General features: G+C 44.3%; 10 protein-coding genes and 1 pseudogene. 6 read left to right on the forward strand and 5 right to left on the reverse strand.

Features of this window, described 5'->3' with window-relative positions; genetic code table 11:
* Positions 1–15 precede the first annotated feature (15 nt).
* Entirely contained in the window at positions 16–1,236 is a 1,221-nt protein-coding gene (locus D3222_RS19575) for an RNA-binding domain-containing protein (protein WP_118987631.1), read from the forward strand.
* Positions 1,237–1,413: 177 nt separating this feature from the next.
* Here the strand turns inward: D3222_RS19575 and mnmE are convergent, their stop codons facing one another.
* From mnmE to rpmH, 5 genes are all read right to left on the reverse strand, one after another.
* On the reverse strand, positions 1,414–2,778 hold the full coding sequence (gene mnmE, locus D3222_RS19580) for a tRNA uridine-5-carboxymethylaminomethyl(34) synthesis GTPase MnmE (protein WP_118987632.1): 1,365 nt from the start codon (positions 2,776–2,778) through the stop codon (positions 1,414–1,416).
* Between the two features lie 117 nt (positions 2,779–2,895).
* Positions 2,896–4,536, reverse strand: a complete 1,641-nt coding sequence (gene yidC / locus D3222_RS19585) for a membrane protein insertase YidC (RefSeq protein WP_118987633.1) — start codon at positions 4,534–4,536, stop codon at positions 2,896–2,898.
* 2 nt (positions 4,537–4,538) lie between these two features.
* Positions 4,539–4,799 (reverse strand): membrane protein insertion efficiency factor YidD, encoded by a 261-nt coding sequence (gene yidD, locus D3222_RS19590; RefSeq protein ID WP_118987634.1) that lies wholly within the window; start codon positions 4,797–4,799, stop codon positions 4,539–4,541.
* Positions 4,763–5,122, reverse strand: a complete 360-nt coding sequence (rnpA, locus tag D3222_RS19595) for a ribonuclease P protein component (RefSeq protein WP_118987635.1) — start codon at positions 5,120–5,122, stop codon at positions 4,763–4,765. The genes yidD and rnpA overlap by 37 nt, the downstream gene beginning before the upstream one ends.
* Before the next feature lie 16 nt (positions 5,123–5,138).
* Entirely contained in the window at positions 5,139–5,279 is a 141-nt protein-coding gene (gene rpmH / locus D3222_RS19600; protein ID WP_004093983.1) for a 50S ribosomal protein L34, read from the reverse strand.
* Positions 5,280–5,970: 691 nt separating this feature from the next.
* Here rpmH and dnaA point away from each other — a divergent pair.
* The 5 genes and pseudogenes from dnaA (at position 5,971) to D3222_RS19625 (ending at position 12,611) form a co-directional block, all read left to right on the forward strand.
* Positions 5,971–7,359 (forward strand): chromosomal replication initiator protein DnaA, encoded by a 1,389-nt coding sequence (gene dnaA, locus D3222_RS19605; protein WP_118987636.1) that lies wholly within the window; start codon positions 5,971–5,973, stop codon positions 7,357–7,359.
* A gap of 4 nt (positions 7,360–7,363) precedes the next feature.
* Positions 7,364–8,464 (forward strand): DNA polymerase III subunit beta, encoded by a 1,101-nt coding sequence (gene dnaN, locus D3222_RS19610; protein WP_118987637.1) that lies wholly within the window; start codon positions 7,364–7,366, stop codon positions 8,462–8,464.
* A 21-nt stretch (positions 8,465–8,485) separates the two neighbouring features.
* Positions 8,486–9,577, forward strand: coding sequence for a DNA replication/repair protein RecF (gene recF / locus D3222_RS19615; RefSeq protein ID WP_118987638.1), 1,092 nt, complete (start codon positions 8,486–8,488; stop codon positions 9,575–9,577).
* A gap of 19 nt (positions 9,578–9,596) precedes the next feature.
* Positions 9,597–12,011: a DNA topoisomerase (ATP-hydrolyzing) subunit B gene (gyrB, locus tag D3222_RS19620; RefSeq protein ID WP_118987639.1), complete on the forward strand. Its 2,415-nt coding sequence runs from the start codon at positions 9,597–9,599 to the stop codon at positions 12,009–12,011.
* Between the two features lie 137 nt (positions 12,012–12,148).
* A pseudogene (locus tag D3222_RS19625) lies at positions 12,149–12,611 on the forward strand (Hcp family type VI secretion system effector).
* The last annotated feature ends 622 nt before the right edge of the window (positions 12,612–13,233 follow it).

A 13,233-nucleotide genomic window follows, 5' to 3' on the forward strand; every position in this document is an offset into this window, starting at 1 on the left:
CCTTGGGAGAGAACGATGTTAAAAACAGAATTGTTGGAAATTATTGCCAATGGCGAAAACTCAGGTGTGGAATTTAAGCGAGATGATATACGTCCTGAGCAGTTAGCCAAAGAAGTTGTTGCTATGACCAACTTTCAAGGGGGACGGGTACTGCTAGGTGTGGAAGATGACGGCACTATTAGCGGCGTACAAAGGCATGATCTTGAAGAGTGGGTTATGAATGTCTTTCAGAGCAAAATTCATCCGATGATTCTGCCGTTTTACGAAGAAGTGAAATTGGATGATGGCAAACTAGTTGCTATCGTTAGCTTTCCCATCGGCATTTCGAAACCCTACATCGTTCGCCATAGCGGAAAAGAGGAAATCTATATTCGTGTTGGGACAACATCGAGGCTAGCAACTAGAGAGCAGCAGATGCGATTGTTTGAATTGGGTGGAATGCTGCATACTGAAGTAATGCCTGTGCCTCGTACAGATATGAGTTGTTTGGATGACGCTCGCCTAACCAATTATGTAAAGGATATCTTACAAGATCCCGATGTACCTAAAACACCTGATGAATGGCAAGCAAGGCTACTTGGTCTGGGCTTTTTAACCGAAGCCGCAGGCAATGTTTGCTGCACAATAGCGGGCTTGGTGTTATTTGGTAAAAGCCCGAGACGCTATCTCAAACAATCGGGTTTACGGGTCATGGTATTTCATGGTGAAGATAAGGAATACCAAGCTGCATTGGATGACATCATTGATGGCCCAATGGTCGGGCGCTGGGATCTTGAAAATGGTGATAAACGGCTAGTCGATGGTGGCGTTATTGAGAAATTCATGGAGGCTATGAGTCCCTTTATTTCTCAAGAGTCTGATCAGGTGAATGAAGAGTTAAGGCGAGAGACACAGTGGTTTTATCCACTTGAGGCCGTTAGAGAAGCCTTGGTCAATGCGCTGGCGCACCGCGATTGGACGCGTTTTGTTGAAATTGAAGTATCTGGTTATTCTGACCGGCTTGAAGTAATTAGCCCGGGTTCGCTACCAAACTCTATGACGATAGAAAAAATGAAAGCAGGACAGCGTTCCCCTAGAAATACCATTGTTATGGAAGTATTACGTGATTATGGCTATGTCGATTACCGAGGAATGGGTGTGAGGACCAAAATTATGCCATTAACGAAAGCGTTAACAGGTAAAGATCCTGAGTTTGATTTGACAGACGATCATTTAAAAACAATTTTGTTCCGGTAACAGATGTTATGACTGTTGGAACAGCGTATTACCGCACTGTATTTGGCGCTTTTAAAACAGCGCCATTTTTTTAAAAGCAATCGGAAAACGGCTTTACAATGCACAATGGAATTTTGGTAAAACGGATCAAAGCGAAGTAAATGGGTTTTGAAGCGTTACACTTTAAAAATGACCACTTCACTTCCCAATACAAAAACTCGAAAAAATCCTTCCTAGCAAATCATCGGAAGTAAATTCACCCGTGATCTCACTCAATGCCTGCTGCGCCAGACGCAGCTCTTCCGCCAGCAATTCACCTGAACGGGCAACCACCAATTGTTCATGGCCCTGTTGTAAATGTTCCGCTGCGGTATTTAATGCCTGTAAATGACGACGACGAGCCAAGAAACCACCTTCGGTATTACTGCTAAAACCCATCGTTTCTTTCAGATGATCGCGCAATAAATCAATGCCTTCACCGCTACGGGCAGAAAGTCGAATTAGCGAGTAACTACTTACTTCGGCAATACCTGTCTCTTCATCAGTCATATCTGTTTTATTACGAACGACCGTGATAGGGAGCGATTTAGGCAGACGAGCCATAAATTCAGGCCAGATCTCCACCGGTTCAACCGCGTTCGTTGTCGTACTATCTACCATAAACAGCACACGATCAGCCTGCTCAATCTCCTGCCAAGCACGCTCAATACCAATACGCTCAACTTCGTCACTGGCTTCACGCAAACCCGCGGTATCAATGATATGCAACGGCATACCGTCAATATGGATATGTTCACGCAGCACATCACGGGTTGTACCTGCAATATCCGTCACAATAGCCGCTTCACGACCTGCTAATGCATTAAGTAGACTGGACTTTCCTGCATTAGGGCGACCGGCGATAACAACTTTCATCCCTTCACGTAACAGGCTGCCCTGACGAGCCTGAGAACGTACACGCTCAAGCTCAACCATCACTTCATCCAACTTGGCTTCGATTTTCCCATCAGAAAGGAAATCAATCTCTTCATCTGGAAAATCAATAGCCGCTTCTACATAGATGCGTAAGTGAGTAAGTACTTCCACCATCTGGTGAACTTGAGTAGAAAAAGCGCCCTGCAAGGAATTCATCGCTGAACGGGCTGCTTGCTCCGAACTGGCATCAATCAGATCAGCAATGGCTTCCGCCTGAGCTAAATCCAGTTTGTCATTAAGAAAAGCGCGTTCAGAAAACTCACCAGGGTTAGCGATTCGCACACCTGGTAGCGTCAGAATACGTTTAAGTAGCAAATCGAGAATAACCGGTCCACCATGACCTTGAAGCTCCAGTACATCTTCTCCAGTAAAGGAGTTAGGCCCCGGAAAGTAAATAGCAATCCCCTGATCAAGTATCTGACCATCTACATCACGAAATGACAGATAATCCGCGTAACGGGATTTGGGTAATTTACCTAATACCACCTCAGCTACCTGTGCAACTTTCGGGCCGGAAACACGTAAAATGCCAACACCACCCCGTCCTGGTGGGGTAGCCTGAGCAACAATCGTATCAGTGGTATTCATAGTTATCTCCCTATTTACTTTTTCGCTCAAATGACTTTTTTACTCAAATAGTTAAGGCGGTCAATGACCGCCTTTTCTGTTACAACGGCCAGCATACATTCTGGCTGAAGCTATGTTTTATTTCGCAGGCTTTTTCTCACGACTATGCAGACCGCGTTTTTCCAGCCCACGATAAATTAATTGCTGCTGGATAATTGTCACCAGGTTACTGACGATATAGTACAGAACCAGACCTGATGGGAACCACAGGAAGAATATGGTAAAGATGACGGGCATATAGGTCATAATCTTCTGTTGCATCGGATCAGTAATTGTCGTCGGAGACATTTTCTGGATGATGAACATTGTTACACCCATCAGCAACGGCAGGATGTAATAAGGATCTTGTGCAGACAGATCATTAATCCAGCCAGTAAATGGCGCATGACGCAATTCAACAGAACCCATCAACATGTAATATAAAGCAAGGAAGATTGGCATCTGGATCAACAGAGGCAAACAACCACCCAGTGGGTTCACTTTCTCTGCTTTATACAATGCCATCATTTCCTGGCTCATACGCTGTTTATCATCACCAATACGCTCGCGCATAGCCGCCAATTTAGGCTGTAACAGACGCATTTTCGCCATTGAAGTGTATTGTGCTTTGGTCAGCGGGTACATGATACCACGCACAATAAAGGTGATAACGATGATCGAGAAGCCCCAGTTACCAATAAAACCATGCAGGAACTTCAACAGCTTAAATAATGGCTGAGAGATAAACCATAACCAACCATAGTCCACGGACAGATCCAGATGAGGTGCTACAGCGGCCATTTCATCTTGAATTTCCGGGCCAATCCACAATGTGGAAGAGACCGTTTTTTCACTATTAGCCGCAACAGAGATTGGTGCACTCTTATAGCCAATCGCAGCCATCTCTTTACCTAATGCGGCAGTGTAGAAAGTGCTGGTTTCATTAGCCACAGGCACCCAAGCGGTAGCAAAATATTGTTGCAACATGGCAATCCAGCCACCTTTGGTGGTCACGGATAAAGATTCACCTTCAATATCGCTAAAGCTGTATTTTTTGTATTTGGTATCGTCTGAAGAATAGGCTGCGCCACGGTAAGTATGCAGGGCAAAGTTACTGCTGCCTGTATCACGATGCTTTGGTAGTTCAACATTCTGTTTCAACTGACCAAAGAAGGCCATCTGTAACGGTTTTTCTGTCGTGTTATGAATATGGTAATCCACACTAATCGCGTATTCGCCACGTTTCAGGACAAATGTTTTGACGTAAACAATGCCATCTTTAGTGACGAAATTCATCGGGATACGCAATTCATCCTGTCCATCAGCCAATACATAGCTATCCTGTGCGGCGGTATACAGCGGGCGCTCACTATTCATCGGGTTATCTGGACCATCTTTCCCCGTCAATCCGCTTTGCGCTTGATAAGTGAAAGCAGGTGTTGTTTCCAACAACTTGAAGGGCTGGTTTGAACCCAAGGTATCAGGATAGGCTAATAGGTCAGCCTCTTCGATATCACCGCCACGAGTATTGATGGTCAAAGAGAGCACATCAGTTTTAACCGTGATCAGTTTACCTTTTCCACTGCCTGGTACAGCTTGATTCTCACTGCTCGGCATATCCGTTTGTTGCGTGGCCTGTACTGTCGTTGGCTGCGGATTTTTATCTGCTTCCCATGCTTGCCAGACCAAGAAAGAAACGAACAGCAAAGCGATGAGAAGAAGATTACGTTGCGAATCCATCGTTAGTGTTCTCTGTTATCGTTGTTTTTTACGGGTGGGACAGGATCATCACCACCTTCATGTAAAGGGTGGCATTTTAATATGCGTTTCACCGTTAACCAACAGCCTTTTATCGCCCCAAACCTGCATAATGCCTCAATTCCATATTGAGAGCAGGTAGGATTGAAGCGACAACGAGGCCCCAACAGCGGGCTTATTACCAACTGATATCCCCGGATTAATGCGATCAGGAAGCGCGAGCCAAACGACAGTGACGACGCCATAATTTACCCAACGCCTCCGTTAACGCACGGTTATCAAGCTCAGCAACGCCTTTTCTAACCAATACCACAAAATCCATAGGAGGCAACTTATGTTGGTTTAAACGGAAACTTTCACGGGCTAACCGCTTAATCCGGTTACGCTCATGAGCACGTTTAACATTTTTCTTGGCTATAGTAAGACCGATACGGGGATGCCCCAGCTCGTTCGGGCGACCAAGGATAGTAATCTCTGGCGAACTTGCCCGTTGGGGTTGCTGGAAAACATAAGTGAAATGCTTGGGAGTTAACAAGCGTAACTCCCTCGGAAAAGCGAGCTTAACCACTAGATGGTTAGCTTTATTACTTAGAAACGGTCAGACGAGTACGGCCTTTTGCACGACGGCGAGCCAGAACTTGACGACCATTTTTGGTAGCCATACGAGCGCGGAAACCGTGAGAACGGTTACGCTTCAGTACGGATGGTTGGAAAGTGCGTTTCATAGCGATTTCTACCTAACTTAAGATTATTACTGATTCAGTAAATGCGTTGGCAGCCAGTGAGAAATAGACACCGATGCCTCAATCGCAACATCAATATAAAAGAAGCGGGATTGTAATAAAATGTACAGCTCTGAGTCAATTTACATAACACAAAGTCGGCCGGCTTTTTACTGAGTTGGATGTTTACCAACACTCTGCCCATGCGTATACCAGAACCCTTCACCAAACATTACCGGTAAAAACTCTGGTACCGCACATAGGGTGCAACATTATACGGACTACTGAACAAAGCGCAACGATCACCGGCAGATCTTCGTTTTCCGTTATGATCCTTGGTCCGATTTTATTTTAAATGTCGGCTTATTCTCGATCTGCATTTGGCATCCGCCATAATTCCACTACAACCCCTTTACAGCCCTTTATTTCACAGACAATGTTATCCTGTGGATAAAAAGCGCTTAAACTGTGTAAAAGAATGAAGATCTATATCGTCTTTTGCGCTATGATCCCAGGCCATGATTTAGATCTTATCCTCGGATCATGGGGGGGAGCGATGACATTAAAAATCGCCATACACATGACAATTGATCCTTCCTCACCTTAGAGGAGCCGTTGTTTTGTACCCAATATAATGAGCTAACCACTCCGATTTCTTTAATTGTTAATTGGCCTTGTTTTAGGGGAGTCCACCGTGTCACTTTCGCTTTGGCAGCAATGTCTTGCCCGATTGCAGGATGAATTACCTGCCACAGAATTCAGTATGTGGATACGCCCCCTTCAGGCAGAGCTAAGTGGTAACACTCTGGCACTTTATGCCCCAAATCGGTTCGTTCTGGACTGGGTAAGAGAAAAGTATATCAACAATATCAATGGATTGTTGAATGACTTCTGTGGAGCAGAAGTACCGTTATTACGTTTTGAAGTTGGTAATAAGCCCGTTTCCCAAAACGATAGCCCACCACAAAGGGTTGTTGCTCATACGCCGGTTGCTCCCGCACCACAAAACACATCAGTACGCCCCAGTTGGGATAACACCGCGGTACAACCAGAGCTCTCTTATCGCTCGAATGTTAACCCAAAACATACTTTTGATAACTTTGTTGAAGGTAAATCCAACCAACTTGCTCGCGCTGCTGCAAGACAGGTAGCAGATAATCCCGGCGGTGCTTACAACCCACTATTTCTTTATGGTGGTACGGGTTTGGGTAAAACCCATCTATTACATGCCGTTGGCAACAGTATTATGGCACGTAAGGCAAATGCCAAGGTGGTCTATATGCATTCTGAACGTTTTGTTCAGGATATGGTCAAGGCATTACAAAATAATGCAATAGAAGAGTTCAAACGCTATTACCGCTCTGTCGACGCATTACTGATCGATGATATTCAGTTTTTTGCCAATAAAGAACGCTCTCAAGAAGAGTTCTTCCACACATTCAATGCATTACTGGAAGGTAATCAACAGATTATTCTGACATCAGATCGCTATCCAAAAGAGATCAATGGGGTAGAAGATCGGTTAAAATCCCGTTTTGGCTGGGGGCTAACCGTTGCAATTGAACCACCGGAGCTCGAAACCCGTGTCGCTATTTTGATGAAAAAGGCAGACGAAAACGAAATCCAGTTGCCAGGAGAAGTTGCTTTCTTTATAGCCAAACGTCTGCGTTCTAATGTCCGTGAGCTTGAAGGGGCATTGAACAGGGTAATAGCGAATGCCAATTTTACTGGCCGAGCGATTACTATTGATTTTGTACGTGAAGCATTACGTGATCTGTTAGCACTGCAAGAAAAACTGGTTACCATTGATAATATTCAGAAAACAGTCGCTGAGTATTATAAAATCAAGGTGGCCGATTTACTTTCCAAACGGCGCTCCCGTTCCGTTGCCCGTCCAAGGCAAATGGCAATGGCGCTAGCAAAAGAGTTAACCAACCACAGCTTGCCTGAAATCGGGGATGCCTTTGGTGGACGTGACCACACAACTGTGCTGCATGCTTGTCGTAAAATCGAGCAACTGCGTGAAGAAAGTCACGACATCAAAGAGGATTTTTCTAACTTAATCAGAACATTGTCTTCCTAGTGCTATGAAATTTATCATTGAACGCGAGCAATTGTTAAAACCGCTGCAACAGGTCAGTAGCCCGCTGAGTGGGCGCCCTACTCTGCCTATTCTTGGTAATTTATTACTACAGGTTACAGAAGGTTCCCTGTTGCTGACCGGCACAGATTTAGAAATGGAAATGATGGCAAGAGTCACGCTTTCATTGCCACACGAAGCAGGTGCAACCACGGTACCGGCACGTAAATTCTTTGATATCTGGCGAGGTTTGCCAGACGGGGCCGAGATCAGTGTGGAACTGGATGGTGACCGCCTATTGGTACGTTCTGGTCGCAGCCGTTTCTCACTTTCCACATTGCCCGCTGCTGATTTTCCAAATCTTGATGACTGGCAAAGTGAGGTGGAGTTTTCACTGCCACAAGCCACACTGAAGCGCCTTATTGAATCAACTCAGTTCTCAATGGCTCACCAGGATGTCCGCTATTACCTCAACGGTATGTTGTTTGAAACCGAAGGAGAAGAGCTGCGTACAGTGGCAACCGATGGTCACCGTCTGGCAGTCTGTTCCATGGGAATTGGTCAAAAGCTGCCTTCCCATTCGGTCATCGTGCCACGTAAAGGCGTTATTGAACTAATGAGATTGCTGGATGGTGGTGATACTCCGCTACAGCTACAAATCGGCAGTAACAATATTCGTGCCCACGTTGGCGACTTTATTTTCACCTCTAAATTGGTGGATGGGCGTTTCCCTGATTATCGTCGCGTATTACCAAAGAACCCGGATAAAACCCTGGAAGCCAGTTGCGATATGCTGAAACAGGCTTTTTCACGCGCTGCAATTCTCTCTAATGAAAAATTCCGCGGAGTTCGCCTTTATTTCAGTGAAAACCAGCTAAAAATCACAGCAAATAACCCTGAACAGGAAGAAGCCGAAGAGATTGTAGATGTCAGCTACCAAGGTACTGAAATGGAAATAGGCTTTAATGTCAGCTACGTGTTAGATGTACTCAACGCACTAAGATGTGAAGAAGTTCGTTTACTACTGACTGATGCTATTTCCAGTGTTCAGATAGAAGACTGTGCCAGCCACAATGCGGCTTATGTCGTGATGCCAATGCGCCTGTAACCGGATTTTTATTTCAGGTATATGACTCTCACGCGTTTACTTATCCGCGATTTTCGTAATATCGCCGCCGCAGATTTGCCTCTAGCTACCGGATTTAACTTTCTGGTTGGATCTAATGGCAGCGGCAAAACCAGCGTACTGGAAGCAATTTATACACTGGGCCACGGACGCTCTTTTCGTAGCATTCAGGCTGGTCGAGTCATCCGTCATGACTGTGATGAATTTATTTTACATGGACGACTAGGACAACGGAAGAATGAGCGGGAACTGTCTATCGGTCTGAGCAAAAACCGTCATGGCGATAGTAGAGTCAGAATTGATGGCAATGATGGCGGTAAAATTTCAGAATTAGCCAAGATGTTGCCTATACAGCTTATTACCCCGGAAGGATTCACCCTGTTAAATGGCGGGCCAAAGTATCGCCGGGCCTTTATTGATTGGGGTTGTTTCCACAATGAGCCACGTTTTTTTTCTGCATGGGTAAACTTGAAACGGCTGCTTAAACAACGCAATGCAGCACTGCGACAAGTTTCCCGCTACAGCCAGATACGGCCCTGGGATCAAGAATTGGCTCCCCTGGCCAACCAGATAAACCAGTGGCGAGCTGAATACGTTACAAACATCACTCAAGATATTGCTGATACCTGTAAACAGTTCTTACCCGAATTTACATTAAGTTTCTCTTTTCAACAGGGATGGGACAAAGAGAGCGATTATGCTGAATTACTGGAGCGCCAATTTGAGCGTGACAGAATGCTAACCTACACGGCTTCCGGCCCGCATAAGGCAGATCTGCGCATCCGAGCAGAAGGAACGCCAGTAGAAGATATGCTATCCCGCGGTCAATTAAAATTGCTGATGTGTGCACTGCGGCTAGCACAGGGTGAATATTTCACCCGACAGAGCGGACAACAATGTCTGTATCTGCTTGATGATTTTGCCTCCGAACTGGATGCCGGCCGCCGTCAGTTATTGGCCGAACGTCTAAAATCCACGCAAGCTCAGGTATTTGTCAGTGCGATAAATCCCGACCAAATAACAGACATGCTTGATGGAAATAGCAAGATGTTTCGCGTGGAAAATGGCAAAATAGAGGTTCAACCACAGGATTAAAAATGAGCGAGAAACGTTGATGTCGAATACATATGACTCCTCAAGTATCAAGGTATTAAAAGGGCTGGATGCGGTTCGTAAACGTCCGGGCATGTATATCGGTGATACAGACGATGGTACCGGCTTACACCACATGGTCTTCGAGGTTGTCGACAACGCTATCGACGAAGCCCTCGCAGGCCACTGTAGTGAAGTTATCGTCACTATCCATGCTGATAACTCAGTCTCCGTACAGGATGATGGCCGCGGTATTCCTACCGGTATACACGAAGAAGAAGGTGTTTCAGCAGCTGAAGTCATTATGACTGTGCTGCATGCAGGGGGTAAATTCGACGATAACTCTTATAAAGTTTCCGGCGGTTTGCACGGCGTAGGGGTTTCTGTTGTTAACGCCTTGTCTGAAAAGCTGGAACTGGTTATCCGCCGTGACGGCAAAGTTCATGAACAGACTTATCACCTTGGTGTGCCACAAAGCCCACTAAAAGTCGTTGGTGAAACCGAACAGACCGGTACCCGTGTTCGCTTCTGGCCAAGCATGGATACTTTCCGTAACAACACTGAATTCCAGCACGACATTCTGGCTAAACGTCTGCGTGAATTATCCTTTCTGAACTCAGGTGTATCTATCCGCCTGCTTGATAAACGCACCAATATTGAAGACCATTTCCATTATGAAGGTGGTATTAAGGCGTTTGTCGAATTCTTAAATAAAAACAAAACACCAATCCATCCCAATGTTTTCTACTTCTCTACAGAAAAAGATAGCATCGGTGTTGAAGTCGCATTGCAATGGAATGATGGTTTCCAGGAAAATATTTACTGCTTTACCAACAACATCCCGCAACGTGACGGTGGTACTCACTTAGTTGGTTTCCGTACTGCGATGACCCGTACCCTCAACAGCTATATGGATAAAGAAGGGTACAACAAGAAATCTAAAGTCAGCGCCACCGGGGATGATGCCCGTGAAGGCTTGGTCGCCGTTATTTCCGTTAAAGTACCTGATCCAAAATTCTCTTCTCAGACCAAAGACAAACTGGTTTCTTCCGAGGTGAAAACGGCGGTTGAAACACTGATGAACGAGAAGCTGGTGGAATACCTGCTGGAAAACCCGAATGACGCTAAAACCGTCGTCGGTAAAATTATCGACGCTGCCCGCGCCCGTGAAGCAGCCCGTAAAGCACGCGAAATGACACGCCGCAAAGGGGCTCTTGATCTAGCTGGTCTGCCCGGCAAACTGGCAGATTGTCAGGAGCGTGATCCGGCACTGTCCGAACTCTACTTAGTGGAAGGGGACTCTGCGGGAGGTTCCGCAAAACAGGGGCGTAATCGTAAAAATCAGGCAATTTTGCCATTGAAAGGTAAAATCCTGAACGTTGAAAAAGCGCGTTTCGACAAAATGCTCTCTTCTCAGGAAGTCGCAACCCTGATCACTGCGCTGGGCTGCGGTATTGGCCGTGACGAATACAACCCGGACAAGCTGCGTTATCACAGTATTATTATCATGACAGATGCGGATGTCGACGGTTCTCATATCCGTACTCTGTTGTTAACTTTCTTCTATCGTCAAATGCCAGAAATCATTGAACGTGGTCATGTATTTATTGCGCAACCACCACTGTATAAAGTGAAAAAAGGCAAACAAGAACAATACATTAAAGATGATGAAGCAATGGATGAGTACCAACTGTCCATTGCATTGGATGGCGCATCACTTTACACCAGCAAACACGCACCAGCCCTGAAAGGGGAACCACTGGAAAAACTGGTGACAGAATTCAATAGCGTGCAGAAAATCATTAAACGTATGGAGCGCCTGTATCCACTAAGTCTGTTGAACAATCTGATTTATCATCCAAAGCTAACTGAAGAAGAGCTGTCTGATAAAACCAAAGTTGAAGAATGGATTAAAACGCTGGTTACTCGTCTGAATGACCGTGAACAACACAGCAGCAGCTACAGCTATCGCCTCCATGAAAACCGTGAGCGCCAAATGTATGAACCCGTTCTGTGTGTTCGTACACATGGTGTTGATACTGACTATCTACTAGACTTCGATTTTGTCCACGGTGGTGAATATCACCGTATTACCCAATTGAGCGACAAACTTGCCAATTTGATTGAAGAAGACGCTTATATTGAGCGTGGTGAACGCCGCCAACCTGTCTCTGATTTTGAGCAGGCTCTGAACTGGCTAACCAAAGAGTCACGTCGTGGCCTGTCCATACAGCGTTACAAAGGCTTGGGAGAAATGAACCCTGAGCAGTTATGGGAAACAACCATGAACCCGGAAACCCGCCGTATGATGCGTGTGACAGTAAAAGATGCTATTGCAACTGACCAACTATTTACAACTCTGATGGGTGATGCGGTTGAACCTCGCCGTGCATTTATTGAAGAGAACGCCCTGAAAGCAGCCAATATTGATATCTAATTGCTATTCTTGACAATCTCCAAAACGCTCATATTTATTCTCTATGAGCGTTTTTTATCTGTTATTTATAACCAATAAAGTGTAATTTATCTAATGTTTCTGTAAAACATCTCTTAAATATAATCTAAGGATATAATATGGCTGACATGATTTACATGACGATAAAGGGAAATAAACAAGGATTAATATCAGCGGGATGTTCTTCTGTTGATTCTATTGGTAATAAATATCAAGCAAACCACTTTTAGCTTAAGCCACGCGATAACACGATCTCAAAACGTCGAACATCAACCCATTGTTATTCAAAAACCTATCGACAAGTCATCACCATTACTCGGTGTTGCTATTTCTGATAATGAGTCTCTTGAATGCTCTATTGATTTTTACCGAACTAACTCAAATGGTGCTCAAGAACGTTATTACAATATAAAAATCACTGGCGCCACAATCACTAAAATAAGTGTGTTACATCCACATTCATTGAATCATAATGAGCTTCCACCACAGGAAAGTATTTCGTTAAAATATACAAACCCTACCTGGAATCACCTTATTGCAGGCACTGGCGGTTATAGTATTTGGGATGACGGAATTTATTGAAATAGCGAAACAAGGCGTTTTAATTCACGCCTTGTTTCATTAACGAACTTTTTTGGTAGAACCAAAGCATATAAAACAGAAAATATCACACAGCCTACTCTAATTACCTCACTATTTAAATTAATAAACATTGATATAACTTCATGATAACCATCATATTTAAAAATAAACAATTGAGCAGTTCCAAACATTACTATTATAAATAATTAAAAAAACAGAGAGAACATAATTTATTCTTTTCTCTATAATAATTTTAATAATAAAAAGGAAAAATAATATTACCAAAGATAAAAAATAGTACAGTAGAATATCCTGCCAAGTAGATTGAGTAGAAATCGTAACATCAATATGGGGGTTTTTAACCATAGCCCCCATTTGTTCCCTCGCTCCCTCCTAGCCCTTGTTACGTCTGGCTTTAAGAAGAAACTCTCATATAACCAATAAGCATGTACGGAAAACCTATAACCTATAATTTAATATTTTCGTATGGTATAACATACCGACAGGGTTTTTCGTATATTTTTTTAACCCTAAATAGATATATTTCCCTTTGTCGATCTTGGTTGTCGAAAAACCACTGTTTTCCGACAGTTTTTAAGTCTAATTTTCACTGATATGGAAC

It is taken from the genome of Photorhabdus sp. CRCIA-P01, assembly GCF_003545805.1.
Lineage (GTDB): Bacteria > Pseudomonadota > Gammaproteobacteria > Enterobacterales > Enterobacteriaceae > Photorhabdus > Photorhabdus antumapuensis.

Bases quoted from the DNA above. Each gene is read 5' to 3' on its own strand.
- D3222_RS19575 (WP_118987631.1), top strand. From the start codon at position 16: ATGTTAAAAACAGAATTGTTGGAAATTATTGCCAATGGCGAAAACTCA.
- mnmE (WP_118987632.1), bottom strand. From the start codon at position 2,778: ATGAATACCACTGATACGATTGTTGCTCAGGCTACCCCACCAGGACGG.
- yidC (WP_118987633.1), bottom strand. From the start codon at position 4,536: ATGGATTCGCAACGTAATCTTCTTCTCATCGCTTTGCTGTTCGTTTCT.
- yidD (WP_118987634.1), bottom strand. From the start codon at position 4,799: ATGGCGTCGTCACTGTCGTTTGGCTCGCGCTTCCTGATCGCATTAATC.
- rpmH (WP_004093983.1), bottom strand. From the start codon at position 5,279: ATGAAACGCACTTTCCAACCATCCGTACTGAAGCGTAACCGTTCTCAC.
- dnaN (WP_118987637.1), top strand. From the start codon at position 7,364: ATGAAATTTATCATTGAACGCGAGCAATTGTTAAAACCGCTGCAACAG.
- recF (WP_118987638.1), top strand. From the start codon at position 8,486: ATGACTCTCACGCGTTTACTTATCCGCGATTTTCGTAATATCGCCGCC.
- gyrB (WP_118987639.1), top strand. From the start codon at position 9,597: ATGTCGAATACATATGACTCCTCAAGTATCAAGGTATTAAAAGGGCTG.